We start from the raw sequence: 26,463 nt of genomic DNA, 5'->3' as shown, positions 1-26,463 counted from the left end.
TCCGATGTCGACCACTCCCCGCGCCGCCCTCGGCCCCCGCGCCGCCCGGGCCGCCCTCGGCGCGGTCGTCGCCGCCGCGCTGCTCGCCCTCGTCGGCTGCACGTCGTCCGCCGACCGCGGCGAGCGCGACGGCGACGCCGACCGCGACACCGCCTCGGCCACGCCGACCGCCGCGCCCGACCGCGTGACGCGCGAGACGATGCGCACCGCCCCGACCGACCTCGTCTTCCCCGGCGGGCTCGCCGTCGAGCCGGGCTCGCTCGCCTCGCGGGCGCAGGCCGAGCTCGACGCCGCGGGCCAGCCCGGCCAGGCCGACGCGGCGGGCGTGATCGCCGCGCAGCCCGTGGCGATGTGGATCGGCGACGGCTACGACGACGAGCAGCTGGTGAAGGTGGTCACCGACTTCCTCGACGCGGCCGACGCCCAGGGCGCGACGGCGGTCTTCGTCACGTACGCCATCCCCGACCGCGACTGCGGCAACTACTCGGCGGGCGGGCTCACGGTCGAGGAGTACCCGGCGTGGAACCGCACCATCGCCGAGACGATCCGCGGCCACGACGCCGTGGTGATCGTCGAGCCCGACTCGCTCGGCATCCTCAGCCGCTGCCCCGACCTCGTCGAGGAGAGGCTGCCGCTGCTGCGCCAGGCCGTCGAGGACTTCGCGGCGGCCGGCGTGCCCGCCTACCTCGACGGGGGCAACTCGAACTGGGTCGACGCGCAGACGATGTCGGAGCGCCTGCTCGCCGCCGGGGTCGAGGACGCCCGCGGCTTCTTCACGAACGTGTCGGGCTTCTACCGGGTCGACGAGGAGCGCGCCTACGCCGAGCGACTCTCCGCCCTCACCGGCGACAGCCACTTCGTGATCGACGTGTCGCGCAACGGCCGGGGCTGGCAGGGCACCTGGTGCAACCCCGACGGGGCGGCGCTCGGCCAGGACCCGCACGTCGCCGGGGGCAGCGGGGGGCTCGACGCCCTGCTCTGGGTCAAGACGCCCGGCATCAGCGACGGCACCTGCAACGGCGGGCCCGCGGCGGGCACCTGGTGGCCGTCGTTCGCGGAGGGCCTCGTCACCCGCCGCGTCGAGGACGAGGGCTCGCAGCAGTAGCCGCGGGGCTGGTCGAGACATCGGGAGTCGCGGGCCGGGCCCGGCGCACCGGCGTCAGCGGCTGCGCAGCAGCTCCAGGAACTCGTCGGCCATGCCGAGCTGGCGCTCGAGGCGGGCTCGTCGCTCGACGGTCTGCTCGATGAAGGAGTCGAGGCGGGCGCGGACGGCGGCGACGTGCCCCGGGGAGCCCTCCGCGCCTCCCTCGGGGCCTGCCGTGGTCGCGGACTCGAGGTCGGCGACGACGCGCAGCAGCTCGGCCATCTCGTCGAGGGAGAAGCCGAGCGGCTTCATGCGACGGATCACCATGAGGCGCTGGAAGTCGGCCTCGGTGTAGAGCCGGAAGCCGCCCTCGGTGCGGCCGGTGGGGGCGAGCAGGCCGACCTCGTCGTAGTGGCGGATGGTGCGCAGCGACATCTCGGCGCGCTCTGCCAGCTCGCCGATCTGCATCATCGGCTGGTCGACGTCGCTCATGCATGGCCCATCTCTACCCTCACGTGAGGGTAGGGTTGATCGTACGGCAGGGTCGCCGTGCGCCCCCACTCTTCCAGACTCTCCTCAGGAGCCCCGTGACGTCTCCCGCCTCCCCCTCCTCCGTCGTGCCCGTGCACGTCGACGACACCGTGCTCGGCGTGCTCCGCTCGCCGCGCCTGCTCACGAGGGAGGCGCTGGCCGGCATCGTCACCACGCTCGCCCTCGTGCCCGAGGTGATCTCGTTCTCGGTCATCGCGGGCGTCGACCCGATGGTCAGCCTGGTCTCGTCGGTCGTGCTCGCGATCGTCATGTCGCTGCTGGGCGGCCGCCCGGCGATGGTGACGGCGGCGGCCGGCTCGGTCGCGCTGGTCGTGGCGCCGCTCGTGCAGCAGCACGGCGTGGAGTACGTGCTGCCGGCGGTGCTGCTGGCCGGGGTGATCCAGGTGGCGTTCGGCACGGCGGGGCTGGCGCGGCTGATGCGGTTCATCCCGCGGTCGGTGATGATCGGGTTCGTCAACGCGCTCGGCATCCTGATCTTCGTCGCGCAGGTGCCCCACGTGGTCGACGTGCCGTGGGTGGTCTACCCGCTGTTCGCGCTGACGATCGCGATCGTCGTGCTGCTGCCGCGGCTGACGAAGGCCGTGCCCGCACCGCTGATCGCGATCGTGGTCGTGACGGCGATCGTGGTGTTCGCCGGGCTGAACGACGTGCACACGGTCGGCGACGAGGGCCCCATGGGCGGCGGGCTGCCCGGGCTGACGCCGTGGCTCGTGCCGGTGTCGCTCGACACGCTCGTGATCATCCTGCCGACGGCGCTCAGCGTGGCGTTCGTCGGCCTGATGGAGACGCTGCTGACGGCCAAGCTGGTCGACGACATCACCGAGACGCCGTCGCACAAGGGCAAGGAGTCGTGGGCCCTCGGCGTCGCGAACATCGCCGCGGGCTTCTACGGCGGCATCGCGGGCTGCGCGATGATCGGGCAGACCGTCGTGAACGTGAAGATCGGACGGGCCCGCACGAGGGTGTCGACCGTGGTGGCCGGGCTCTTCCTGCTGCTGCTCGTGACGGGGCTGAGCTCGGTGATGGCCCGGATCCCGATGGTCGCGCTGGCCGCGGTGATGATGGTCGTGGCGATCTCGACGGTCGACTGGCACAGCGTGAAGCCGTCGACGCTGCGGCGGATGCCGCTGCCCGAGACGCTCGTGATGGTGGTGACGGTCGTCGTGGTCGTCGCGACCGGCAACCTCGCGATCGGCGTCGCGGTCGGCGTGCTGCTGGCGATGGTGCTGTTCGCGCGGCGGATCGCGCACGTGATCCGGGTCGAGCGGACCGTCGACGCGCAGAGCGGTGCCGTGCGCTACGACGTGGTCGGGCCGCTGTTCTTCGGCAGCAGCAACGACCTGGTCGAGCACTTCGCGTACCGCGACGACCCGGCCTCGGTCGTCGTCGACCTGAGCCGGGCCCAGGTGTGGGACGCCTCGAGCGTCGCCGCCCTCGACTCGGTCGAGACGAAGTTCGCGGCCCACGACGTGGCGGTGGAGTTCGTCGGGCTCGACGACCGCAGCCACGCCTTCCGCTCGAGGTTGACGGGGCAGTTCGGGGAGTAGGCCGGGGAGGGGGGGCAGGTCGGTCGGGCGCTCCCCGGCGCGAGCCGCCGGCGCGAGCCGCCGGCGCGAGCCGCCGGCGCGAGCCGCCGGCGCCGTCCGCCGTGGCGGGCCCGCTCGGCGAGATCTCGGAGAAGTGGTCCCTGGGATCGCTGATCCACTCCAGAGTGGAGGAGCGAGCCTGCCTCTCGCCCCACACCCACCCCGCTGCTCCACCCCAGAGTGGAGGAGCGAGCCTGCCTCTCGCCCCACACCCACCCCGCTGCTCCACCCCAGAGTGGAGGAGCGAGACCGGTGACCTGCGGACACGGTGACACGGCGGGGTGAGGCGGGTCCTCGTCCTCCTGGGCGGGTCGGCGCCGACCCGCCCACGACGACACGGACCCGCCGGACCGACCGCGACAGCGCTCGGGAGGACGCGCGTTCACGGCTGAGCTCCTCCACTCCAGAGTGGATCGACGAATCTGGGGCGTCACATCCGGACGGCGAGCTCCTGGCAGCCCAGCTCGCGGCGATGAGGCCGACCGCCAGCAGACTCACGCCGCAGCGCGGGCGCCAGGAGACTCACGCCCCGGCGCGGGCGACCGGCGCCGGACCCGCACAGCAGTGCGGGCGGGCGGGGTGGCGGGACGGGCCCTAGGCGCCGATGCGGACGAAGTGGTGCGGCTGGTCCCAGATGGGGCGCACCGCGACGAAGCCGCCGGGCTTGGGCGCGTCGAGGATCATCCCGTTGCCCGCGTAGATCCCGTCGTGCGCGAGGTTGTCGAAGACCACGAGGTCGCCGGGCACGGCGTCCTCGGCCGAGACGCGGGTTCCCTCCGCGTCCTGCGTGGGCACGTAGTGCGTCAGCGAGATGCCGAACTGCGAGTAGACGAACGTGATGAGGCCCGAGCAGTCGAACTTCGTCGGGTCCTCGCCGCCGTGCACGTACGGGGTGCCGATGTACTGCATGGCGACGGCCAGCACCTGGTCGCGGTCGAGCGTCGGGTAGAGCGGGTCAGCCAGGTAGCTCTCGGTCGTGCGGCCGTCCCACACCGAGGTGCTCGCGGCGGCGGAGTTCAGCTTCACCTGCGTCGCCAGGTCGACCAACGACGTCGCCGAGTACGCGTCACGGCTCATGTCGGCGTCGATCACGTCACCGTCGACGGAGAGGCTCTGCGACGCTCCCCGCGCCGCCGACGCCCCGGGGCCGGCCGCGACGGCCTGGGCTCCCTGGTCGGCGCTCGCGAGCAGGGGCAGCGTGCCGCTGGCGGCGAAGCCGATCAACGCGGCGACCACCGAGACCTTCTTCACCACGGCACCGAGACGACGAGCGGCGGGGGCTGGGGCGGGGGACGTAGGTGCAGCAGCAGCGCTCGGCGCCGCAGCCCGCCGGCCGGAGGCGCGGGTCGAGTCCGCGGCGCGGCTCGCCGACGCTGCCCTGGCCGACACGACCTTGCGGCTCACGCCCGCGGTCGGGGTCGCGACCGGCTCGCCGGCGAGCTCCGCCGCCTCAGCGGCGACGGCGTCGGCACGGGCGGCCGAACGGCGACCGCGGAGCAGCGGGCCGGTGGCCGCCTCGGAGGCGGCGACGAGGGCGTCCGACTGGACGAACGAGGCGCGGCAGGTGGTCGGCAGCACGGCGGCCTGGGCCCGACGGCGGCCCCGGGGCCGCAGCAGCGGGGCGTCTCCGCCTCCGGTGGTCGACGCGTCGCGATCCGAGTTCTCGGGGCCCGACAGGTCGGCGGAGGCGGTGCTCGTCACGCGGTCGGTCCTCTCGGTCACTCGTCGGGAACACTCGACCCTATCGCCGGAGCGCCCTCGGCACGAGTCCTGCGAGCACACCGGCCTCCCCGCTCACGCGGGTGAGCCGTCGGCCGCTCACCCCCCTCACCCGCTCGGGGCGGGCCGCTCCGGGGGCTCGACCCGCGACTCCTCGCGGCGACGACGCAGCTCGCGACGGAGGGCCCGGCGCTCCCGCCAGCTCGGCGGCGGCGGGGCCGCGGCGGCCTCGGCGGCCGCGGCCGCACGGCGGGCACGGCGACGCTCGTGCCAGCGCAGCACCTCGTCGTCGACGTCGCGGGTGGGCGTCACGACGGGCGGGCCGCCGGTCAGCTGGCGGCGGGCCTCGACGATGCGGGCGTTGTAGTCGTCGACGTGGGCGCGCACGGCGGCCTCGCTGCCGAGCCGGTCGAGGGTGTCGTCGAACTCCGCGTGCTCGGTGCGGAGCGACAGCGCGGGAGGCGCCAGCCCGGTGAGCCCTTCGCGCTCGATCAGGCCGCGGATCCACCAGTCGGGGTCGACCGTGTCGCCCGCGAGGCCGGGCAGCGGCTTGCCCGCCAGGGGCAGGTCGTCGAAGTCGCCGCGCGCGACGGCGACGTCGATCGCGGTGCGGGCCCAGGCGCGCATCTCGGCGGCGGTGCGGGTGTCGCGGGGGGCGTTCTCCGGCGGGGCCTCCCCCTCGACGCGGTACCGCGCAGCGTTGATGCGCGGGTCCGATCTCTCGCTGGCCATGCCGACGAGGGTACGCCGCGCCTCCGACGTCGTCCGGAGCCCGTCCGGAGCCCGCCGAGTGGTCACGAACTGCTGCTCCGAGGGCCCGGCGACGACAGTTCGCGACCACTCGACCGGGAGGCCGAGGACCCCAGGACGGGAGGACGCCGAGGAGGCGCGGTGCCGGTCGTCCCGACACCGCGCCTCCTCGGCTGTGGGGCGGCCTCGGCCGCCCTCCGCCTGCGACCTACAGCGTCGCCGCGGCCGGGTCCCAGCCCTCGGGCAGGGGCGTCGGCTTCGGCACCGACGACGTGACGTCGACGGGCGAGCCCTGCTCCGCCGCGGTCGAGACCGCGAGCAGCACGTCGAGGACGTGCGCCGCGACCGCGCCGCTGGCCTTCTCGTCGTCGCCGCCGCGGATCGCCCGCGCGAGGTCGACGACGCCGGAGCCGCGGCCCCAGAACGAGCCGGAGGCGGTGAGCGTCTCGGGCTCCTCCTGGCCGAACCGCCAGAGGGTGGAGTCGCCGTCGAACATGTTGGGGTCGGGCAGCACGATGGTGCCCTCGGTGCCGCTGATCTCGACGAAGCCCATGCGGGGCAGCGCGTTCTGGAAGCTGAACGTCGACTGCGCCGACTGCCCGCCCTCGAAGCTGATCAGCGCCGCGTGGTGCGTCGGCACCTCGACGGGGAAGGTCTCGCCGGCGCGGGGGCCGCTGCCGATCGTGCGGCGCTCGAACGACTTCGACGAGACGGCCGACACCCGCGAGGCCGAGCCGAAGGCGTGCACGAGGGTCGTCACGTAGTACGGGCCCATGTCGAAGAGCGGGCCGGCTCCGACCGCGAACAGGAAGTCCGGGTCCGGGTGCCAGGCGTCGGGGCCGGGCACGTGGAACATCGTCGTCGCGGTGAGCGGCTCGCCGATGTCGCCGCGGCCGATGGCGCGGAGCGCCGACTGGATGCCGCCGCCGAGCACGGTGTCGGGGGCGCACGCGACGCGCAGGCCCGCCTCCCGCGCGGCCGAGAGCAGCTCGGCGCCCGACTCGGCGTCGAGGGCGAGGGGCTTCTCGCTCCAGACGTTCTTGCCCGCGGCCACGATCTGGCGGCCGACCTCGGTGTGCACGGCCGGGATCGTCAGGTTGACGACGATCTCGATGTCGTCGCGCGACAGCAGCTCGTCGACGGTGCCGTGGGCGGCGACGCCGTACGTCGTCGCCTGCGACTCGGCCCGCGCGAGGTCGAGGTCGGCGACCATGCGCACCTCGACGTCGCGGAACTTCGTGAGGTTCTCGAGGTACTGCGAGCTGATGTTGCCGGCGCCGATGACGCCGACGCCGACCGTGCCCGTGCGGCCCGTGCTGCCCGCGCTCACGCGGTGACCCCGTCGGTGCCGTCGAGCTGCGTGGTGTCGTTCTCCTGCAGCCAAGCGAACGACTCGGCGATGCCGGCGAAGACGTCGCCCGAGTAGGCGTCGAACTCGACGACGCGCAGCGCGTGCGGCGCGGCCTCGAGGATGGCGCGGACGTCGACGTCGCCCTGGCCGGCCGGGGTCTGGTTCTCGAACGCGGCCTTGAGGGCGTCGGGCACGACGAGCGCGCTCTCGCTGCTCGGCAGGGCGGTGGCGATGTCGCCGCTGACCTGGCCGTCCTTGATGTGCAGGAACTGCACGCGGTCGCCGAGCTGGCGGAGCAGCGAGGGGGTGTCCTGGCCGCCGACGGTGGCCCAGAAGGTGTCGAGCTCGAGGACGACCTCGGGCGAGAGCTGCTCGACGAACGAGTGGTAGATCGGGCGCCCGTCGACCTCGTTCGTGAACTCCCACTGGTGGTTGTGGTAGCCGAAGCGGAGGCCGTGCGAGGCCGCCTGGGCGGTGAGCTCGTTGACGCGCTCGGCGATGCGGGCGGCGTCGTCGGCGGTCTGCCAGCGGTCGCTCGGGATGAACGGGTCGATGACGGTCTCGAGGCCGATCTGCTCGGCGGCGGCGAAGATCTGCTCGGCGTCGTCGGAGTCGATGACGGCGGCGTGGCCGGAGGGCGCGGTGACCCCGGCGGCGCTGAGCGCGGCGGCGATCTCGGCGGGGCGCTCGGCGAAGCCGTAGGGCTCGACCTTCGTGAAGCCGATCTCGGCGAGGCGCGCGACGGCCCCGTTGAGGTCCTCCGCGACGGCGTCGCGCACGCTGTAGAGCTGGACGGACGGTGTGCTCATGGGGATGCTCCTTCGTATCCGGTGGTCTGCGGCGCGTCACGGTGCGGCGGCCCGTGCTCATTCTGCTACTTCTGTCGACCGACATGCAAAAGTCGTCGTCCGATCGGCAGGATCAGGAGGCGCAGGGCCGGCCCCCGAGGAGGCGCGGGTCGGGCCGGGCGCGGGGGCGCGGGTCGGGCCGGCCACGGGGGCGCGGGTCGGGCCGGGCGCAGGGGTGCGGGTCGGATCGACGGCGGGCCACGGAGCCGGGCGCGGCGGGACGTGACCCGACCGGGGGCGAGACCGACCAGTCGACCGGACCCGCGACTCCGAATCCCTGCCCATGACGACGACAGTCAGCGCGACCCGTGAGGCCGTCACCACCGCACCGGTCGACCGGGCCTTCGACATCGGCACTCCCCTGACGCCGGTGGGGTTCTACCCCCGGTCGGGTCCGCTGCCGGGCGTCGTCGCCGTGCACGACCAGACGGGCGGCTGGGGCACGCCCGGCCAGACGCGTCGGCTGCAGCTGTCGGACGGCGGCTCGGTCACCGAGACGATCGTCGAGGTCGACCCGCCCGGCACCGGGCCGGCCGACCGCGTCGGGGCGTTCACGTACGAGCTGAGCGACTTCCGCGGGCCGCTGCGGCTGCTCGTCCGCAGCGGGCGGGCGGAGTGGTGGTACAGCGCCGGCGGGGCGAGCGACGGGTCGACCCGCGGCCGCGGCACGCGCATCTCGTGGCGCTACACGTTCCGGGCGCGGCGGGGGGCCGGGCTCGTGGTGCGGCTGATCGTGGGGCTGCTCTGGGGGCCGTACATGGCGCGGGTGCTGCGCGGCATCGCGCACGAGCTCGACCGCCGCGGCTGAGGGCGCCTGCCGGGCGCTCGGCCCTGCAGCTCGGTGCCCCCGCGGCCCGTCGGCCCCTCGGCCCTGCAGCCCTCGCCGGGGCGGCCGTGACGACGGGCGAGTCCGAGCCGGACGGGCGCTCGTGACCGCCCGCCCGGGTCGCTCCCGCCCGTACTCCCGCCCTCACTGTCGGCACGGGGTGCTGATCGCAGTTCCCCGAGTCCGGCCCCGGCTCCGCGCCTCATCGCGCCGCCCGGGACCAGCAGTCCAGGATCGCTGATCCACTCCGGAGCGGAACAGCAGGCCCTTCGCATCTCGCACCCCCGCCCTGCTCCTCCACTCCAGAGTGGATCGAGCTTCCTCGGCCGGCCGCTCCGACCCCCACCCCGCCCCACCCCACCCCCGCTCCTCCACTCCAGAGTGGATCGAGCTTTCTGGACGGCGCCCTCCCCGCCGGGGTCAGGGCCAGGACTCTCCGCCGCGCACGGCCGAACCGCCCGCACGGCCGGACCACCGCACCGCCGCACCGCCGCACCGCCGCACCCCCACACCCGCGCACCCCCGCACCCCCGCCCAGCGCAAGTTCCTGAAGTCGGCTTGACTTAATCCGAAGGGGGGCTTTAGCTCAGCTGTGCCCCTCCGATGGGGGAGGGGCGAGCCTACGAAGGAGTAGACATGCGATCACTGACGCACGGTGCCGGCCGCAGGGGCCGGGCACTCGGCGTGACGGCGGGAGGGGCGCTCGTCGCCTCGCTCGCCCTGGCGGCGACGCCGGCACCCGCCGCCCTCGCCGCCGACCCGGCTGCCGGCCCGGGAGCAGCAGCCGCTGCCCAGCCGACCCTCGAGTCCCGCTCGACCGAGATCATCACCGTCGACGGGCTGCAGTTCCGCGACCTCGACCGCAGCGGCGACCTCACGCCCTACGAGGACTGGCGGCTCACCGCCGACGAGCGCGCCTCCGACCTCGTCGCCCGCCTCGACCTCGACCAGCGCGCCGGGCTGCTGATGCACGCGAGCCTCACCGGCCGCGGCACGTACGACCGGGCCGCCTTCGACCCGCTGCTGCGCGACCGCCACATCTCGACCTACATCTCGCGCCTCAGCATCGGCGCGGGCGCCCTCGCCGAGCAGCACAACCAGCTGCAGGAGGCCGCCGAGGCGGAGCCCTTCGGCATCCCCCTCAAGATCAGCACCGACCCCCGCAACGGCTTCAGCGTCACCGAGGGCCAGACGGTCTCGAACGCCGACTTCACGCCCTTCCCCGACGCGATCGGCATGGGCGCCGTGGGCGACCCCGCCGCGACGCTCGCGATGGGCGAGATCATCGGCGACGAGTACCGCGCCGTCGGCATCACCGAGGCGCTCTCGCCCCAGGCCGACCTCAGCACCGAGCCGCGCTGGACCCGCCAGAACGGCACCTTCGGCTCCGTCGGCGAGACCGTGAAGGACCACGTCGGCGCCTACGTCGAGGGCCTCCAGGGCGGCACCGACGGCATCACCGACGAGGGCGTCGCCACGGTCGTCAAGCACTGGGTCGGCTACGGCGCCCAGGTCGACGGCTACGACAGCCACTACTACTACGGCCGCTACGCGGCCTTCCCCGGCGGCGACTTCGCCGAGCACGTCGTGCCCTACGAGGGCGCGTTCGACGTCGACGCAGCGGGCATCATGCCGACGTACTCCATCCTCAAGGACCTCGAGGTCGTCCCCGGCCAGGGCCCGATCGAGCAGGTCGGCGCCGGCCACAACGAGTTCCTGCTGCAGGACCTGCTGCGCGGCACGTACGGCTTCGACGGCGTCGTGACGAGCGACTGGGGCATCGCCAACGACTGCCCGCAGGCGTGCCTCGACAACCGTCCCCCCGCCTCCTTCGTGGGCCCCTGGGGCGCCGGCATGCCGTGGGGCGTCGAGGGCCTGAGCCTCCCGGCGCGCTACGCCAGCGCCATCAACGCGGGCGTCGACATCATCGGCGGCAGCGACAAGCCGCAGTACATCGTCGAGGCCGTCCAGACCGGGCTGCTCAGCGACGAGCGCGTCTCCGAGGCCGCCCAGCGCGTGCTCTCGCAGAAGTTCCAGCTGGGCCTCTTCGAGGACCCGTACGTCGACCCGGCCGCCGCCGACGAGATCGTCGGGAGCGCCGCCTCCCGCGCAGTCGCCCTCGACGACCAGGCCCGGTCGCTGACGCTGCTGTCGAACGACGTCGTGCCCGCGACCGGCGCCGCGGCCCTGCCGCTCGGCGACGCCGAGGGCACCGTCGCGCCCGGCACGACCGTCTACCTCTCCGGGGTCTCCGCCGAGGCCGCGACCGCGGCCGGCCTGACGCCCGTCGCGACCCCCGAGGAGGCGGACGTCGCGATCGTGCGCCTCACCGACCCGCGCGGGGGCGACGACCTCACCGACCTCGACTTCACCGGCACCGAGGCCGACTTCCAGGCCCTGCAGGCGGCGCACGCCGCCGGCGCCCTGACGATCGCCGTGCCGCAGCTGTCGCGCCCGCTCGTGCTGGGGAACGTCGTGGAGTCGAGCGACGCCGTCCTGGGCGCCTACGGAGTCTCGGACGAGGCGCTGCTCGCCGTGGTCACGGGAGCCGCCGAGCCCGAGGGGCGCCTGCCCTTCGAGCTGCCCTCGTCGATGGCCGAGGTCGACGCGCAGCTGCCCGACGTGCCGAACGACACGGCGACGCCGCTCTTCGCCTACGGCTTCGGCCTCAGCTACGGCGACGCCGGCGAGGAGCCCGCGCCCGGCCCCGGCGAGCCCGGCACCCCCGGAACGCCCGGCGGCCCCGGCACGCCGGCTCCGTCGCCCTCGCCCGCGCCCGGCACGGGGACGACCGTCCCGGTGCCCGACGCCCAGCTGACCGACGCCGCCCGCGGCTCCGTGTCGGTGCCGGCGACGGCCCAGCGCGGCCAGCGCATCACGGTCGACCTCGGCGCCGCCGGGGCCGGGCGTGAGGTGGCCGTCTGGCTGCACTCGGAGCCCGTCGTGCTGGCCCGGGCCACGGCCTCGGTCGACGGGAGCGTGCAGGTGACCATCCCGGCCGGCACCACGCTCGGCACGCACCGCGTCGTGGTGCAGGCCGCCGACGGGTCGCTGTACGGCTGGGACGACCTCCGCGTCGTCTCGGGAGCGACCGCCGCCGACGGCACCCCGCTCGCCTTCACCGGCAGCGACGCCCTGCCCGGCATCGTCGGAGGAGCGCTGCTCGTGCTGCTCGGCCTCGCACTCGTCGTGATCCGCCGCCGCAGGGCTGCCGGAGGCGCGAGCTAGGTTCCCGGGGCCGCCTCGACCCCAGCTCACCACCGCCGACGCCGGCCGCTGCCCTCGGGCACGGTCGGCGTCGGTCGTTCCTGGGGGAGAGGGGGGCCGCGGCGGCGGCTACGGCTCCGGCCCCGGCCCCGGCGCCAGCGCCGGCACCGGCTCCGGCTCCGAGAAGCACGGTCTGGAATCGCTGATCCACTCCAGAGTGGAGGACGACCCCCTCGCAGGACCCGACCGCCACCCGCTCCTCCACTCCGGAGCGGAGCGCCCTTCCTGGAAGTCGCTCCCGCGCGCGTCCCCACATCTCGTCGCGCTCCTCCACTCCGGAGTGGATCGGCCTTTCTGGACCGTCACTTCCTCGCAGCCGGGGCGGGGCGCCGTCACGACCCGCGACTCCCCCGTCCCGGCCGCGGAGCGCAGCGCACGCCACCCAGCGGCCAGCGGCCTGCGTCCAGCCCTCAGAGCGAGCGGCGCACCGCCTCGACGAGCAGCCCGAAGTCGTCGGTCATGTGCGACCGGGCGCCCGTCAGCTGCTGGAACTGCAGCCCGTCCATCACGGCGAGCAGCACGCGGGCGAGCCCGTCGAGGTCGTCGTCCGACCACGCACCGCCCTCCGTGCGCAGCGACCGGAGGTGCGCCGCGAGCGACGCTGAGATCCCGTCGTACCGCTCGGCCATGCGGTCGCGCAGCGGGTGCCCGGGCGACACGCTCTCGCCGAGCAGCACCGAGAAGAGCCGCGACCACCCCGGGTCGGAGGCGTTCAGCGCCACGAGCTGCTCGAGAGCCTCGAGGTGGTCCGACCTCCCGCGCCCGGCCTCGACGATCGAGCGGCCCCGCTCGCTGCCGTCGGCGAGGACGGCCTCGAGCACGTCCTCCTTCGTGGCGAAGTGGTAGAGCAGACCGGCGTGGGTGACCTCGGCGCGGGCGGCGATCGCGGCCATCGTCGCTCCGCGGAAGCCGACCTCGGCGAAGACGGCGCGGGCCGCGTCGAGGATGTCCTTCCGACGGCGCACGCCGCGGCTGTTCGGCACGGGCCCGGGCGCGGTGGTCACGAGGCCACGGTAGGGGACACGCCCGTGCAGGCACTGCAGCTTCTCAGGAGGCTGGGGGCTACCTGCGAGCAGGCTGACAGCGCCTCCGACCTACTGTCGAGGAGCAGAACACCCGCCCTTCCCCGTCCGAGCACCCGCACGGACGTCGACCCGCACCCTGCCCGAGACCCGCGGAGCACCCCGTGAACATCACCCTGACCACCTGGCTCATCACGATCGGCGTCACCATCGCCTTCTTCGTCTACGAGTTCTTCACCCACGTGCGCAAGCCGCACGAGCCCACGATCGGCGAGTCCGCCCGCTGGTCGGCCTTCTACATCGGGCTCGCGCTGCTGTTCGGCGTCGGCATCGGGTTCACGAGCGGCTGGGGCTACGGCGGCGAGTACTTCGCGGGCTACCTCACGGAGAAGGCGCTGTCGATCGACAACCTCTTCGTCTTCCTGCTGATCATGACCGGCTTCGCCGTGCCCCGCATCTACCAGCAGAAGGTGCTGATGATCGGCATCGTCATCGCCCTCATCATGCGCGCCGGCTTCATCGCCGCGGGCGCCGCGCTGATCGAGAACTTCTCCTGGGTCTTCTACATCTTCGGCGCCCTGCTCTTCGTGCTCGCGTACCAGCAGATCAAGGGCAGCCACGGGGGGAACGCGGCCGACAACGCCTTCGTCAAGATCGCCCGGCGGGTGCTGCCGGTGCACGACGAGTTCGTCGGCGACAAGTTCACGACCAAGATCGACGGCAAGCGCTTCGTCACGCCGCTGCTGCTCTGCGTCATCGCGATCGGCTTCGTCGACCTGGTCTTCGCGCTCGACTCGATCCCGGCCATCTACGGCCTGACCGAGGAGCCCTACATCGTCTTCACCGCGAACGCCTTCGCGCTGATGGGCCTCCGCCAGCTGTTCTTCCTCATCGGCGGCCTGCTCGAGCGCCTCGTCTACCTGTCGCAGGGCCTCGCGGTCATCCTCGCCTTCATCGGCCTCAAGCTCGTCTTCCACGCGCTGCACGTCAACGAGGTTCCCTTCATCAACGGCGGCGAGCCGCTGCTGTGGGTGCCCGAGATCCCGATCTGGTTCTCGCTGCTGTTCATCGGCCTCACGATCACCGTCGCCACGGTGGCGAGCCTCGCCAAGACCCGCGGCGACGCGGAGAAGGCGAAGCGCGAGCGCGTCGAGGGCGAGCCCATCACCCACGCGCACGACGACCACGCCGACGGAGGCGCCGGCCGCCACTGACGTCGCGGCGGTGCGCATCCGCACCGCGCGCATGCACCGCACGCACCCCCGGGAGGCGCGGGTCGGCCCAGGCCGGCACCGCGCCTCCCGCACGTGGTCCCGCGGGCCCGCCCCGCGCCTCGCGCACGGCGCCGCGCCGGCCCGCCCCACGCCTCGCGCCCGGCCGGGCCGCCGCGGAGCCGCGCTGACAAGCTGGGCCCATGCCCACCCCCGACGACGCCCGGCGCCGTGACCTCGACCTCGACGACCTGCTGCGCCGCGTGCGCGGGACGACCGGTGGCGAGGTCGACGACAGCATCCCGCAGCTGGCCGACGCCGACCCCGACCTGCTCGGAGTCGCCCTCGCCCTGCCCGACGGCACGGTGCGCACCGCGGGCGACGCGGGCACCTCGTTCTCGGTGCAGTCGGCGGTCAAGCCGTTCCTGTTCGCGCTGGCCCTCGCCGACACCGGCGGCGACGCCCTCGACCGGGTCGGCATCGAGCCGACCGGCGAGGCCTTCGACGCGCTCGAGCTCGAGGCGGGCACGGGCCGCCCGCCGAACCCGATGGTCAACGCGGGGGCCCTGCTCACCGCCGCCCTCGTCGACGGCGGCGACGCCGACGGGCGTGCCGCGCGCATCCTCCGAGGCCTCAGCGCCTTCGCGGGGCGCGACCTCGAGGTCGACGAGGACGTGAGCCGCTCCGAGCAGCTGCTCGGCGACCGCAACCACGCGCTCGCGCACCTGATGCGCTCCGAGGGCACGCTGCACGTCACCGCCGACGACGCCGTCGAGGCCTACGCCCGCTCGTGCGCGGTGCTGGTCGACGCCGAGTGCCTCGCCGTGATGGGCGCGACGCTCGCGCTCGGCGGACGCAACCCCGTGACCGGCGTGCAGGTCGTCGACGCCGCCGTCGCCCGTGACGTGGTGTCGGTGATGGCGACGTGCGGCGTCTACGACGGGTCGGGGCGGTGGATGCGCGAGGTCGGCGTGCCCGCCAAGTCCAGCGTCTCGGGAGCGATCGTGCTCTCGGCTCCCCGCGTGCTCGGGGCCGCGGTCGTCAGCCCGCCCCTCGACGGGCAGGGCACGAGCGTGCGCGGGGCCGCCGCGAGCGCGGCGCTGAGCCGGGAGCTCGGGCTGCACGCGTTCGCGTCGTAGGGCGGGGCGGGGGCGGCGGCGGGCGGCGGCGCGGCGGCGCGGCGGCAGCGAGTGGTCACGAAGTGCTCGTCGGGGGCCCCGGGAGCAGCAGATCGCGACCACTCGGCCCCGACCGGCTCAGCCCAGCTCAGCTCAGCGCTTGCCGCGCCCCGCGATCACCGACGCCACGGCGAGCGCCGTCGCGGCGGCCGCCGTCGCGAGCAGGGTGACGACCGCGCCCGTGCGGGCGAGCTCCGACGTGCGGTCGACGGGCAGGCGCCCGGCGACGAAGTCGTCGACCAGCTGGCCGAGGGCCGCGCGGCACTCGCGCTCGGCGGTGGGGTCGTCGAGGCGCCAGCCAGCGAGGTCGGCCCCGCCGAGCACCATCAGGTCGCGGGCGTCGACGGCGCACCAGAGGTCGACCGGGCGACGACGGACGCCGGCCACCTGCACGCGTGACTGCCATCCGGCGACACGCCCCGCGCCTCCCGACTGCTGGGCCGCGACGTAGCTGTGGGTGACGCGGACGCGCCCGCCGTGGCGGGCGGCCGCGTCGTCGAGGCTCTCGCGCACCCGGTCGACGACGGCGGGGCGAGCGGGCTCGGACACGGAGGTGAGGTCTCGGTCGGATCGCATCACGCCATGGTGCGCCCTCTCGCCCGGGAGCGCCACCCCGGGGGGGCGCGCTCCGAGCCCCCGAGGGAGGCGCAGGTCGAGCCGGGCAGGGAAGCCCGAGCCGTCGAGACACCTGCGCCCCGTATCATCGGCCCTCCCCCGACCCCGACCCGACCCCGGAGACCACCATGACCGACGCTCCCGTCGCCCGCCCCGCCGTGCTCTTCGTCTGCGTGCACAACGCCGGCCGCTCGCAGATGGCCGCCGGCTGGCTGCGGCACCTCGCGGGTGACCGCGTCGAGGTGCTCTCGGCCGGCAGCGAGCCGAAGGACCAGATCAACCCCGTCGCCGTCGCCGCCATGGCCGAGGTCGGGGTCGACATCGCCGGGGCGCAGCCGAAGGTGCTGACGACGGAGGCGGTGCGCGACAGCGACGTCGTGGTCACGATGGGCTGCGGCGACGCGTGCCCGGTCTTCCCGGGCAAGCGCTACGAGGACTGGGAGCTCACCGACCCGGCCGGCCGCGGCCTCGACGAGGTGCGTCCCATCCGCGACGACATCCGTCGACGGGTCGAGCAGCTCGTCGCGGAGATCGCCCCCGCCTGACCCGCCACCCGCCCCGCACGCCGAGTGGTCACGATCTGCTCCTCCCGAGCCCCGGGAGCAGCAGTTCGTGACCACCCGGCGCCGCCGGGCGCCGGCTCACCAGGCGGCGAGCGCCGCCACGACGTGCTGCACCGCACGCCGCCAGCTGCGCTCGAGGTCGACCGGCAGCGCGAACGCGCCGCTCGTCTCGAGCGACACGAACCCGTGCAGCGCCGCGCGGAGGAACCGGGTCGCGTCCACCGCGTCGTCGCCGTCGATACCGTAACCGCCGAGGGCGGTGTAGACAACGCTGGTGGCGCGCTCCGAGACGGCGAGGTCGTCGGCGTCGCCCTCGCGGGGCGCCCGGACGGTCAGCGGGTACTGCCCCGGGTGCGTCAGCGCCCACCGGCGGTACGCGTCGGCGAGGGCCGCGACGGCGTCGTCGCCCGACCGGCCGACCACCGCGTCGCGCAGGGCGTCGGCGAGGGCGCCCTTGGCGAGCAGCACGAGTCCGCGGTGCAGCCCGGGCAGGCCGTCGACGTGCTTGTAGAGCGAGGGCGCGCGCACCCCGAGGCTGTCGGCCACGACCGCGAGGCTGAGGGAGTCGCCCGGTCGCTGGTCGAGGAGCTCGCCCGCCCGCTCCACCACCACCGCGCCGTCGAGCCCTGCCCTAGGCACGCGAGCCCTCGCCGCCCTGGTCCGCGGCGCCGTCGGTCGCGCCGGCGACGGGACCGCCCGCGGTCGGGAGCCCGCGCAGGAAACCGACGACCGCCTCCGTCGTGATCTCGGGCTGCTGCACGTGCGGGTAGTGGCCGGCGTCGGGCACCATGACGGCCCGGCCGTGGAGGGCGTCGGCGATCCAGCGGGCCTCGGCGGCCTGGTCGCGGAAGTCCGGGTCCTTCTCGCCCATGACGACGAGCGTGGGGGCGGTGACCGCGGCGAGCGCCGCCTCGGCGGGGGCGTGGTCGGTGCGGGTCGTGAGGCTGAAGGCGCGGGCGTGGGCGTGGCGGCGCATGCTGGCGAGGGCGCGGGCCTTCTCGGCGGCGAAGTCGGCGGGCTTGGCGCCCGAGTAGAGGGTGGGGAGGTAGGCGCCCCACGTCGTGGCGACCCAGGGGCGGGCCATCATGACGCGGAAGAGCGCCGTGACGACGCCGCTCACCGGGGGGTTGCGTACGAACGGCCCGACGAGCACGAGGCCGCGCACGAGCTCGGGGTGCTCCGCCGCGACGATCACCGCGGAGCCGGCCGACATCGAGTTGCCGACCACCACGGCGGGCTCGCCGAGCTCGCGGATCAGCGCCTCGACGTCGCCGGCGGTGTCGACGTCGCCGTAGCTGCGGAAGCCGGCGTCGCTCTCGCCGTGGCCGCGCAGGTCGGTGGTGACGACCGTGTGCCCGGCCGCGACGAGGGCCGGGGCGAGGAAGCGGTACGTCGAGCGGAGCTCGCCCATGCCGGGCACGAGCACGACGAGCGGGCCGTGGCCCTGCACGTCGTAGGCGATCGATCCCTCGCCGAGGCGGTCGAGGCGGCGGGTCTCCGTGGTCTGCGTCATCATGTGGCTAATCTACGTAGCCATTTGGCTAATGTCAATAGCCAGTCTCGAGGAGGCGCGGTGCGGGTCGGCGGGAGGCGCGGTGCGGGTCGACCGGGAGGCGCGGCCCGGGCCCCGCTCCTGGCCACCGGACGCACCCGGGCTGTGAACCTGCCGGGCAGACAGGCCCCGCGACTCCCCCCGGCCTAGCGTCCAGGGCAGCCGACGTTCGTCGGCACCCACTTCACGAAGGAGACGTCATGTCGCTCGGAGACAAGGCAAAGGACGCAGTTCAGAAGGTCGCCGGACACGCCGAGGAGGCCGTCGGCAAGAAGACCGACGACGCCGAGCTCACGCACCAGGGCCAGAAGGACCAGGCCATGAGCGAGGCCCGCATGGAGACCGAGAAGGCCAAGGACGCGACGGACCACTAGTCCCGCTCCCCCGGTGCTCACGCACCGGATGCCCGGAGGGCCCGGCGTCGTCGCAGACGCCGGGCCCTCCGTCGTGGCCGGGCCTCGCCCCGCCTGCTGACCCGCGACTCCTACCCGCGGTCGCCCTGCGGGGAGCCGGGCCGTGACGCCCACAGCTGCACCGCGAGCCCGACGGCGATGAAGCCGAGCATCAGCCCGCCCATCGCGACCGCCGTGCCGCCGAGAGCTCCGGCGAGCGGGGTGGCCGCGCCGCCGAGGCCGAACTGCAGCCCGCCGACCAGGGCCGCCGCCGTGCCGGGGGCCCGGTGCCCGAGCGCCTGCGTCAGCGTGATCGAGCCCGGGATCACCCAGCCCCACCCCGCCGTCACGAGCGCGAGCGCCGGCCAGATCAGCGCCGGCCCGGCCCCCGAGACGGCTCCGACGAGCACGAGCGCCGACCCGACGGTGCAGGTGGCGAGGCCGATCGTGAAGAGGCGGTCCTCGGCGAAGCGGCCGACGAGGCGGCGGAAGACGAGGGTCGACGCGATCATGCACGACGCGTTCGAGGCGAAGACGAGCGTGTAGAGCCCCTCGCTGAACCCGTACTGCTGCTGGAAGACGAACGACGACGTCGAGATGTACGAGAAGAAGCCGATCGTCGCGGCGCACCCGGTGACGAGGTACCAGCGGAAGCGCGGGATCCCGAGCAGCGCGCCCATGCGGCGCAGCGAGGCGCCGAGCGAGGCTCCGCCGGGGGGAGGCGCGGTGAGGGTCTCCGGCAGCTGTCGCCACGCCGCGACGGTCAGCCCGGTGCCCAGCACGGCGAGCAGCGCGAACGTGGCGCGCCACGACCCCGCGGCGAGCACGAGCCCGCCGATGAGCGGGGCGACGACGGGCCCGACCGAGTTGATCGCGGCGAGGGTGGCGAAGAGGCGGCTGCGGGCGACGCCGGTGGTCGAGTCGCCGACCATGGCGCGGGCGGCGACGCTGCCGGCGGCGCCGCCGAGGCCCTGCACGACGCGGGCGAGCACGAGGGTCGTCGAGTCGGGGGCCAGGGCGCAGGCGAGGGAGGCGACGGCGAAGAGGGCGGTCCCGGCGAGGAGGACGCGCCTCCGGCCGGATCCGTCGCTGAGCGGCCCGACGACGATCTGGCCGACGGCGAACGCGACGAGGAAGGCGGTGAGGCTGAGCTGCACCTGCGCCGTCGACGCGTCGAGGTCGGCCGCGATGGCCGGGAGGCCGGGGATGTACATGTCGGTCGCGAAGGGCGAGATGCCGACGATGAGGCCGATGGTGAGGACGGCGCCGCGGCGGGGCGCCCAGCGCGGGGCGGGGTCGCCGGCGGCGGGGTCGCGCGGGTCGCCGGGGCTGCCGGGGCCCGGAGTGCCGGGGCCCGGGTCGCCCGGGTCGCCGGGTCGGGTGACGTCGTCGTCGCTCATCCGGGCCCACCGTAGTCGGGGCGGGCGCCCCCTGCCCCGCCGCGCACCGACCCGAGAGGCACCACGTCGTCGCACGCGAACCACGCCGCGGCCTGGTTCGTCGGCGAAGACGTGGTTCCTCGAGCGGGCTCGGCTGCCGCACGCCGCGCACGGCAGGAGACGGCACCGTCCACATCCGCCGATCCACTCCGGAGTGGAGGAGAGCGGATCTGGACCGCCCCTCGCAGGCACGTCAGGCCGCGTCACCCTGCGCCACGATGCGCCACGCCCCCTCGCGACCCGATCTGGCCCGGCCCTCGCCGCCTCCCGCGCCTCCCCGCCCCTCCTGCCCGGCCCTCGCCGCCTCCCGCCCCTCCCTCGTCGCCCCCGCCGTAAACCCCGTCCTCGCACACGAACCCCGCCGCGGCGGGGTGCCCGGGCGAGAACGGGGTGCCCGGCTCGAGAGGCACCACGTCCTCGCACGCGAACCACGCCGCGGCCTGGTTCGCGTGCGAGGACGTGGTTCTCCTGCGCGGGCCGACCCGCGACTCCCGCCGGCCAGCAGGTGCAGGTGCAGGTGCAGCGGCGAGCAGGGGGGAGGACGCACGCTCCCTGCCGCCGTCCGGGCGGGAGGCGCAGGATCGACGGAGGCGCCGAGCGAGTCGGCGCCGCAGACGAGAGGAAGACCCATGGCGTTCGGAGCAGGAGAAGTGGTGCACGTGGTGCTGGTCGAGTGGGCGGAGTCCGCCGGGGCAGACACCGCCGAGCAGGCGAGCGCGCGGTCGACCGAGAAGCTCACGTCGATCGACGGCGTGCTCTCGGTGACGAGCGGCCCGAACATCGGCGACGAGGACCTGCAGGGCGGGTTCGACTGGATGCTCGCGGTGCACTTCCGCGACAAGGCGGCCCTCGACGGCTACCTGCCCGACCCGCAGCACGTCGAGGTCGCGACGTTCCTGCAGGAGTCCGCGGCCCGCATCGTCGTCTTCGACGTCGCCGCGTAGCCCGAGGCCCCGCACTCAAGGAGGCGGGCCGGGGGGAGGTCTCACGGCCGACGTTCAGATCCCATGGCCCGTCCCCGCACCTCTGGGGAACCCTGCTGTCGCTGTTCCCTCGAGTCTGTGCAACTTCTACGCGATGACGCGAGCACCCTTAGTGCGATTGCATCGCCAGCAGAGCGTCTGCAGATTTTCTGGGGTGCTGAGACCGCCGCGCGACACGGGGAGGATGTGATCGATCTCGAGCAGGAGGTGAGGCTCAGCAGCCACTGAGATGCCGCAGTACTGGCACGCGTAGTTATCGCGCGTCTTGATGAACGTGCGCAGCCCGTTCGTCATCAGGGCCCTCTGTCCGGCCGCCGACTTGGCCCAGCGGATCTTGTCGACCAGCGTCGACGACAGGGCCTCCAGGGTCGGAGTGTCCAGACGGATCCGCGTCGTCTGCGCGCTGTTGCCGCCCGCCGAGGTGTACTGGAACTTGTACTGCGGATAGGGCACCGCGATGGGCGACAGATGAGCACCGATCTGCTCCCAGAACTCGGTGGAGTAGTGCTTCTGGATGAACGCAGGAGGAGCGATCCGTGCCATGAGGTCGGCCTCCCGCCCGCGCACGTTCATGACCGCCTCTTCCAGACGAGAGATGTCGCCCGACACGCGCTGCACGTCTGCGAGCGTGTCCTGATCAGCCCGGACCGAGAAGTACTTCATCAGGTACTTGATCGGCTCAGCGCTCGCGTTGCGCACGACCTGCAGCGATGCATTGTGCACGTGAGGCGCGTACTCAGCGACGTTGCGATCACGTCGGTTGTTCCATGACGAATCGTTCTGGAAGGTCGCGAGGTGGGCGAACTGTCCGGTCGACGACGCTCCTAGCTCGAATGAACCCTGCGACCTGATCTCAGCCACGTAGCCGACAACAGCGTTGTGCTCCGCGACCAAGGAGGCGACCGCGGCGCGGAGACTCGTGAAGTGCTCCGACGCAAAGTATCGAGCCTTCCGGATGGAACGGACGATCGGGTTCGCCACGATCACGACGAGGAGAACGAACAGACCGAGCAAGAAGCTGCCGGAGCCTGCGATCGTGGCTGTCGGCCCAGCGATGAGCAGGGCGATGAAGAGCGGTTTCGGCACGGCGAGATCCCCCGAGGTTCTGCTGGGTCCAGGAATGACTGATCGTCAAAGACAGAGCTTCGACTGTCGCAGGGACACGAGCCTCACAGCGATCACCAGTTCGGGGGCTAGCCGTGACGACTCGAGACCCGGGCTAGGCTCACGCCGTGCAGCCGGTCACCCCGCCTCCCGGCCCCGCGTACCCGCAGGCCCCAGCCCCGGCGCCTCACCACCGCGCCGCCCGGCTCCTCCGCTGGCTCTGGATCGCGGGCTTCGCCGTCGGCACCACGACGCACGTGGCCGATCTTGTCGTCGGGGGCGCCGACGCCTACGCCGGCTTGCACCCCGCCCTGCGAGCCTTCTGGATCTCGCTGACGCTCTGGGACCCACTCGTCATCGTGCTGCTGCTGCTCCGGCGACGTGCGGGGGTCGTGCTCGGGCTGATCGTGATCCTCGCCGACATCGCCGTGAACTGGTCGGTGATCGCGGTGGTCGGCGGCATCCCGGTGTGGGGCGCGGTGGACCAGACGGCGTTCGCTGTCCTGCTGCTGGCCAGCGCGCGGCTGCTCGCCCGCTGGTTCGCGCACGACCGGCCGACCCCGGGGCCCGACCGGCACCGCGACTCCTGACCTGACCCCGCCCCGCGCCGCCCCGCGCCGCCCCCGGCGAGGCCGCCAGCCGGCCGGGAGCCGCAGCTCACCTCACGCCGCGCGGCGCAGCACCCGGTGCGCGACCCCGGCGACGACCGCACCGACGAGCGGGGCGACGACGAACGCCCACACCTGGCCGAGTGCGTCCGGCCCCGCGAAGACCGCGGCGGCGATCGAGCGGGCCGGGTTCACCGAGGTGTTGCTCACCGGGATGCTCACGAGGTGGATCAGCGTGAGCGTGAGGCCGAGCGCGAGCGGCGCGAGGGCCGCGTACTCCTTCTTCGCGGTGACCGAGAGGATGACGCCGACGAACACGGCCGTCAGCACGACCTCGATCAGCAGCACGGCGCCGAGGCCGAAGCCGCCGGGCGAGAGCTCGCCCCAGCCGTTCGAGGCGAAGCCCGACTCGCGGGCCGCGGTGAACGCGCCGGCGGGGCCGTCGGCCACGACTCCGGCGACGACGGCCGCACCGGCGACTCCGCCGACGATCTGCGCGACGACGTAGCCGGGCACGTGGCGCCACTCGGTGCGCCCCGCGACGGCGGCGCCGACCGTGACGGCCGGGTTGAAGTGCCCGCCCGAGATGTGGCCGACGGCGTAGATGCCGCCCGTCACGCTGAGGCCGAAGGCGAGCGCGACGCCGAGGAACCCCACGCCCAGCGCGTTGCCGTCGTCGGGGAACGACGACGCGAGCACGGCCGTGCCCACCCCGCCGAGCACGAGCAGGAAGGCGCCGAACGCCTCCGAGGCGTACCGCGCCCCGCTCGACCAGGTCTCGGCGTGCTGCGTGCGCTGCTCGGAGGTGGACCGGCTGACGGGCTTCGGGTTCGGGTCCTGGCGTGCCATGGGGGTGCTGCTTCCTGTGTTCGGGGGTCGGGTGGGGTGGAACGGGTGGAGGTCAGGGGGGAGGCGCGGGTCGCCGGTCGCGGAGCAGCCGCGCGCTAGTCGAGCGCATCCCCGCCGTCGCGGTCGCGGTCGCCGTCGCCGTCGCGGTCGCGGTCGCCGTCGCGGTCGCCGCCGTCGCGCTCCGTCCCCCGGCGTCCGCCGAGCTCGGCGATCGTGTCCCTCGGCACCGGCGGCACACCGCGGCTGACCGCGGAGACCCCAACGCGGACGACGATCGCCGACACGACGGCGAAGGCCCCGAAGGCGATGAGCGTCGCGGCCCAGAGCGGCAGGGCGACGGCGATCGCGGTGACGACGACGGCCGCGAGCAGCCCGACGGTCACGACGGCGAGCACGGCGCCGACGCCCACGAGCACGAGGCCGGTGCGCGCGCTGCGGGCGCGGTCGGCGACCTCCCGCTGCGCCTTCCCGATCTCGGTGCGGACGGCGCGGACGATCGGCTCGATCGCCCGGCTGCTCAGCTGGTCGCGCAGGCGCGGGGCCTCGCGGGTGTCGTCGTCAGACATGGGTTCCTCCGGGGTCGCGGCCCTGCTCGCCCGCCCTCCCCTCAGGAGGCGCGGTGCAGGACTCCCCTACATGACGCGTCCCGCTCACCACCGGTCACGCGCCTCCGGCCCCCTCCCAGCTTCGGCCGCCCCGGCACTCGTCACCCGGCCAGCGCGACCGCGCATCCGCGGAAACGAGACCGCACCGGTCACCCTCGCACTGGGGGTGACGACACCGTGAGAAAAGCTTAGATTCGGCGGACCGGTGCCGATCAGGGGCACCCTGTTGCGAAGAAGCAACACATGCGTTCTGTCCTGCGTTCGCGGACCGCGGCGATCGGCGTCACCGCCGGCCTCGTCCTCGGCTCGTCCGTCCTCCTGGCCTCACCAGCCTCCGCCGCTCCGGGCGACGCCTCGGCCCTCGGCGCCGGCGTCGCGCTGACGGGCACCGTCCCCGGCCTCGTCGCCCTCGACGCGACGGCGGCCGTCGGCCTCGTCACCGCCGGCACGGGCGGCGCGCCCGGGGCCTTCGACAGCCAGGGGTCGACCCTCGCGACGGTCCAGGGCGGGGAGGTGACCGTGGGCGCGGTCAGCACCCGCGCCTCCAGCACGACCACCGGCTCGTCGGCGTCGTCCGACGTCGCGGGCGCCGCGGTGTCGCTGCTGGGCGTCGACGTGCTCACGGCCGACGCCGTCACGGCCGACGTGACCTGCCCGGTCGGCGGCGGCGGCACGACCGCGGACGCCGGCCTGGTCGGCCTCACCCTCTTCGGCACCGCGGCGACCCTCGACGCGACCACTCCGACCGTCTCGGCGAGCGCCGCGCTGGCGGGCGACCTGCTCGGTGCGACGCTGACCGTCGACGTCAGCCGCGTCGAGCAGGCCCGGTTCGGCAGCGCGACCGCCACGTCGATCGTCGCTGCCCTCACCCTCGGCGGCACCGTCGGTGACACGCAGATCGTCGACGTGCCGCTCGGCACGGTCACCCTCGCCTCGGCGGCGTGCGAGTCGCCGACCGCGGGCGCGGCCGCGCAGATCACGGCGACGGGCATCACGCCGGTCGTCGGCCCGACGAGCGGCGGCCAGGTCGTCACGATCACGGGCACCGGCTTCACGCCCGACACGACCGTGACGTTCGGCACGCTGCCGGCGACCGCCGTGACCGTGGCGGCCGACGGGGCCTCCCTCACGGCGACGACCCCCGCCTCCCCCGCGGGCCCGGTGACCGTGACGGTCACCGAGCCGACGGCGGGCACCGCCGAGCTCGCGTACACGTACGTCGCGCCGGCGATCACGGCGATCGACCCGGCGCAGGGACCGGCCGTCGGGGGCACGACGGTGACCCTGACGGGCACCGGCCTCGACACGACCACCGGCGTCACGTTCGACGGCACCCCCGGCACGGTCGTCTCGGTCTCGCCCGACGGCACGCAGGTCGTGGTGACCAGCCCGGCCGGCACCGGAGTCGCCGAGGTCGTCCTCACCGCCCCCGCGGGAGTGACGACGACCGCACCGAGCCCCTTCGTCTACGTGAGCCCCGGCGGCCCCGCCGTCGTCTCGATCTCGCCGACGGCCGGCCCCACGGCGGGCGGCCAGACGGTGGTCGTCTCGGGCACCGGCCTCGCCGGCGTGACGGACGTGACCTTCGGAGGAGTCGCGGCGACGATCGTCGGGACCCCCACCGACACGCGCGTCACGGTGGTGACCCCGGCGGGGGTCGCGGGCCCGGTCGACGTCGTCCTGGACGGCGCTGACGGCGCCGCGGTGCTCGAGGACGGCTACACGTACCTCGCGGAGCCCGGCGCGGCCTCGGTCGACCCCGGCTCGGGCTCGACGACGGGCGGCGACACCGTCACGGTGATCGGCGGCCCGTTCGTGCCCGGAGCGACGACGGTGACGATCTGCGGAGTCACGATCCCGGCCACTGCGGTCACGGTCTCCGCTGACGGCACCCGCCTGACGTTCGTCACCCCGGCCTGCGTGGCCGGGGCCACGACGATCGTGGTGACGACGGCGGGAGGCGCGTCCGACGCGCTGCCGTTCACCTACGTCGCGCCCGCGGCCATCGTCCCGGCCGGGGGCGACCGCGTCGTTCCCCGCCCCGTCGGCGGCACCCGCGCCTCCGGCCTGGCCTACACGGGCTCGGACGGCACCGGCGGCGTGCTGCTGGGCTCGGCGCTGATGCTGACGCTCGGCACGGCGCTGCTGGTCGGCGCCCGCCGCCGGGCCGCGCGCGACGGCGGCGCCGAGTGACGGCGGCGCCGTGACCGCGGCGCGCTGACCGCGCTGCACCGACCTGCCGGGCGGGCAGGGGCCTCGGCCCCGTGAACCCCGCCCGGCGCACGACCGGAGGGCCTCGCTGCATCAGCGGGGCCCTCTAGGTGTGCGCCGGGGGATCGCGCGGACCGACCGCCGGAGC

24 protein-coding genes are annotated in these 26,463 nt (G+C 74.4%); 11 read left to right on the top strand and 13 right to left on the bottom strand.

The annotated features are described in order from the left end of the window. Positions 1 to 4: 4 nt before the first annotated feature. Positions 5 to 1,105 (top strand): glycoside hydrolase family 6 protein, encoded by a 1,101-nt coding sequence (locus F1C15_RS09405; RefSeq protein WP_185230793.1) that lies wholly within the window; start codon positions 5 to 7, stop codon positions 1,103 to 1,105. A 54-nt stretch (positions 1,106 to 1,159) separates the two neighbouring features. On the opposite strand, the gene F1C15_RS09400 is transcribed toward F1C15_RS09405, so the two are convergent. Next, positions 1,160 to 1,576 carry a MerR family transcriptional regulator gene (locus F1C15_RS09400; protein ID WP_185230791.1) on the bottom strand — a complete coding sequence of 139 codons (417 nt, stop codon included), beginning with the start codon at positions 1,574 to 1,576 and terminating at the stop codon, positions 1,160 to 1,162. 95 nt (positions 1,577 to 1,671) lie between these two features. Here F1C15_RS09400 and F1C15_RS09395 point away from each other — a divergent pair, with 95 nt between their 5' ends. After that, positions 1,672 to 3,183 carry a SulP family inorganic anion transporter gene (locus F1C15_RS09395; RefSeq protein ID WP_255465137.1) on the top strand — a complete coding sequence of 504 codons (1,512 nt, stop codon included), beginning with the start codon at positions 1,672 to 1,674 and terminating at the stop codon, positions 3,181 to 3,183. A 633-nt stretch (positions 3,184 to 3,816) separates the two neighbouring features. On the opposite strand, the gene F1C15_RS09390 is transcribed toward F1C15_RS09395, so the two are convergent. From F1C15_RS09390 to F1C15_RS09375, 4 genes are all read right to left on the bottom strand, one after another. Further along, positions 3,817 to 4,923: a C40 family peptidase gene (locus F1C15_RS09390; RefSeq protein ID WP_185230787.1), complete on the bottom strand. Its 1,107-nt coding sequence runs from the start codon at positions 4,921 to 4,923 to the stop codon at positions 3,817 to 3,819. Between the two features lie 126 nt (positions 4,924 to 5,049). Beyond that, on the bottom strand, positions 5,050 to 5,673 hold the full coding sequence (locus F1C15_RS09385; protein ID WP_185230785.1) for a DUF1992 domain-containing protein: 624 nt from the start codon (positions 5,671 to 5,673) through the stop codon (positions 5,050 to 5,052). Positions 5,674 to 5,899: 226 nt separating this feature from the next. Next, on the bottom strand, positions 5,900 to 7,021 hold the full coding sequence (locus tag F1C15_RS09380; protein WP_185230783.1) for a Gfo/Idh/MocA family protein: 1,122 nt from the start codon (positions 7,019 to 7,021) through the stop codon (positions 5,900 to 5,902). Beyond that, positions 7,018 to 7,851: a sugar phosphate isomerase/epimerase gene (locus tag F1C15_RS09375; protein ID WP_185230781.1), complete on the bottom strand. Its 834-nt coding sequence runs from the start codon at positions 7,849 to 7,851 to the stop codon at positions 7,018 to 7,020. Before F1C15_RS09375 ends, F1C15_RS09380 begins: the two co-directional genes overlap by 4 nt. A 322-nt stretch (positions 7,852 to 8,173) precedes the next feature. Here F1C15_RS09375 and F1C15_RS09370 point away from each other — a divergent pair, with 322 nt between their 5' ends. Next, positions 8,174 to 8,698 (top strand): SRPBCC family protein, encoded by a 525-nt coding sequence (locus tag F1C15_RS09370; RefSeq protein WP_167261040.1) that lies wholly within the window; start codon positions 8,174 to 8,176, stop codon positions 8,696 to 8,698. A gap of 654 nt (positions 8,699 to 9,352) precedes the next feature. Further along, the gene (locus F1C15_RS09365) at positions 9,353 to 11,944 is read left to right on the top strand and encodes a glycoside hydrolase family 3 protein (RefSeq protein ID WP_219731538.1); all 2,592 of its coding nucleotides are present in this window, start codon (positions 9,353 to 9,355) and stop codon (positions 11,942 to 11,944) included. Positions 11,945 to 12,393: 449 nt separating this feature from the next. On the opposite strand, the gene F1C15_RS09360 is transcribed toward F1C15_RS09365, so the two are convergent. Beyond that, positions 12,394 to 12,987, bottom strand: a complete 594-nt coding sequence (locus F1C15_RS09360) for a TetR/AcrR family transcriptional regulator (RefSeq protein ID WP_185230779.1) — start codon at positions 12,985 to 12,987, stop codon at positions 12,394 to 12,396. A 182-nt stretch (positions 12,988 to 13,169) separates the two neighbouring features. Here F1C15_RS09360 and F1C15_RS09355 point away from each other — a divergent pair, with 182 nt between their 5' ends. Together F1C15_RS09355 and glsA are read left to right on the top strand one after the other, a co-directional pair. Next, a complete protein-coding gene (locus F1C15_RS09355; protein ID WP_185230777.1) occupies positions 13,170 to 14,219 on the top strand; it encodes a TerC family protein in 1,050 nt (349 codons plus the stop codon). Between the two features lie 200 nt (positions 14,220 to 14,419). After that, entirely contained in the window at positions 14,420 to 15,355 is a 936-nt protein-coding gene (glsA, locus tag F1C15_RS09350; RefSeq protein WP_185230775.1) for a glutaminase A, read from the top strand. Between the two features lie 132 nt (positions 15,356 to 15,487). On the opposite strand, the gene F1C15_RS09345 is transcribed toward glsA, so the two are convergent. After that, positions 15,488 to 15,970: a hypothetical protein gene (locus F1C15_RS09345; protein ID WP_185230773.1), complete on the bottom strand. Its 483-nt coding sequence runs from the start codon at positions 15,968 to 15,970 to the stop codon at positions 15,488 to 15,490. A 167-nt stretch (positions 15,971 to 16,137) separates the two neighbouring features. On the opposite strand from F1C15_RS09345, the gene F1C15_RS09340 reads away from it, so the two are divergent. After that, positions 16,138 to 16,554 carry an arsenate reductase ArsC gene (locus tag F1C15_RS09340; RefSeq protein ID WP_185230771.1) on the top strand — a complete coding sequence of 139 codons (417 nt, stop codon included), beginning with the start codon at positions 16,138 to 16,140 and terminating at the stop codon, positions 16,552 to 16,554. 96 nt (positions 16,555 to 16,650) lie between these two features. Here the strand turns inward: F1C15_RS09340 and F1C15_RS09335 are convergent, their stop codons facing one another. Beyond that, positions 16,651 to 17,211, bottom strand: coding sequence for a TetR/AcrR family transcriptional regulator (locus F1C15_RS09335; RefSeq protein WP_185230769.1), 561 nt, complete (start codon positions 17,209 to 17,211; stop codon positions 16,651 to 16,653). After that, entirely contained in the window at positions 17,204 to 18,088 is an 885-nt protein-coding gene (locus F1C15_RS09330; protein WP_185230767.1) for an alpha/beta fold hydrolase, read from the bottom strand. The genes F1C15_RS09335 and F1C15_RS09330 overlap by 8 nt, the downstream gene beginning before the upstream one ends. Before the next feature lie 236 nt (positions 18,089 to 18,324). Between F1C15_RS09330 and F1C15_RS09325 the strand changes: the two genes are divergently transcribed. After that, a complete protein-coding gene (locus F1C15_RS09325; protein WP_156370161.1) occupies positions 18,325 to 18,498 on the top strand; it encodes a CsbD family protein in 174 nt (57 codons plus the stop codon). Between the two features lie 110 nt (positions 18,499 to 18,608). Here F1C15_RS09325 and F1C15_RS09320 read toward each other — a convergent pair whose 3' ends face one another. Beyond that, complete coding sequence (locus F1C15_RS09320) at positions 18,609 to 19,916, bottom strand: multidrug effflux MFS transporter (protein ID WP_185230765.1); 1,308 nt, start codon at positions 19,914 to 19,916, stop codon at positions 18,609 to 18,611. A 668-nt stretch (positions 19,917 to 20,584) separates the two neighbouring features. Between F1C15_RS09320 and F1C15_RS09315 the strand changes: the two genes are divergently transcribed. Next, positions 20,585 to 20,899, top strand: a complete 315-nt coding sequence (locus F1C15_RS09315) for a Dabb family protein (RefSeq protein WP_082514660.1) — start codon at positions 20,585 to 20,587, stop codon at positions 20,897 to 20,899. Between the two features lie 126 nt (positions 20,900 to 21,025). Here F1C15_RS09315 and F1C15_RS09310 read toward each other — a convergent pair whose 3' ends face one another. After that, a complete protein-coding gene (locus F1C15_RS09310; RefSeq protein ID WP_219731537.1) occupies positions 21,026 to 22,024 on the bottom strand; it encodes an HNH endonuclease in 999 nt (332 codons plus the stop codon). A 146-nt stretch (positions 22,025 to 22,170) separates the two neighbouring features. Between F1C15_RS09310 and F1C15_RS09305 the strand changes: the two genes are divergently transcribed. After that, positions 22,171 to 22,632, top strand: coding sequence for a hypothetical protein (locus F1C15_RS09305; protein ID WP_185230763.1), 462 nt, complete (start codon positions 22,171 to 22,173; stop codon positions 22,630 to 22,632). A gap of 72 nt (positions 22,633 to 22,704) precedes the next feature. Here F1C15_RS09305 and aqpZ read toward each other — a convergent pair whose 3' ends face one another. Both aqpZ and F1C15_RS09295 read right to left on the bottom strand, forming a co-directional pair. Continuing rightward, positions 22,705 to 23,499, bottom strand: coding sequence for an aquaporin Z (aqpZ, locus tag F1C15_RS09300; RefSeq protein ID WP_185230761.1), 795 nt, complete (start codon positions 23,497 to 23,499; stop codon positions 22,705 to 22,707). 95 nt (positions 23,500 to 23,594) lie between these two features. Further along, a complete protein-coding gene (locus F1C15_RS09295) occupies positions 23,595 to 24,065 on the bottom strand; it encodes a phage holin family protein (RefSeq protein ID WP_185230759.1) in 471 nt (156 codons plus the stop codon). 282 nt (positions 24,066 to 24,347) lie between these two features. Here F1C15_RS09295 and F1C15_RS09290 point away from each other — a divergent pair, with 282 nt between their 5' ends. Then, positions 24,348 to 26,297: an S-layer family protein gene (locus tag F1C15_RS09290; protein WP_185230757.1), complete on the top strand. Its 1,950-nt coding sequence runs from the start codon at positions 24,348 to 24,350 to the stop codon at positions 26,295 to 26,297. Positions 26,298 to 26,463 lie beyond the last annotated feature (166 nt).

Origin of the sequence: Frigoribacterium sp. NBH87, from assembly GCF_014217665.1 — a bacterium.
Classification (GTDB): Bacteria; Actinomycetota; Actinomycetes; order Actinomycetales; family Microbacteriaceae; genus Frigoribacterium; species Frigoribacterium endophyticum.
The sequence above is the reverse complement of the archived record's forward strand: the minus strand, read 5'-3'. Positions and strand labels throughout refer to the sequence as shown.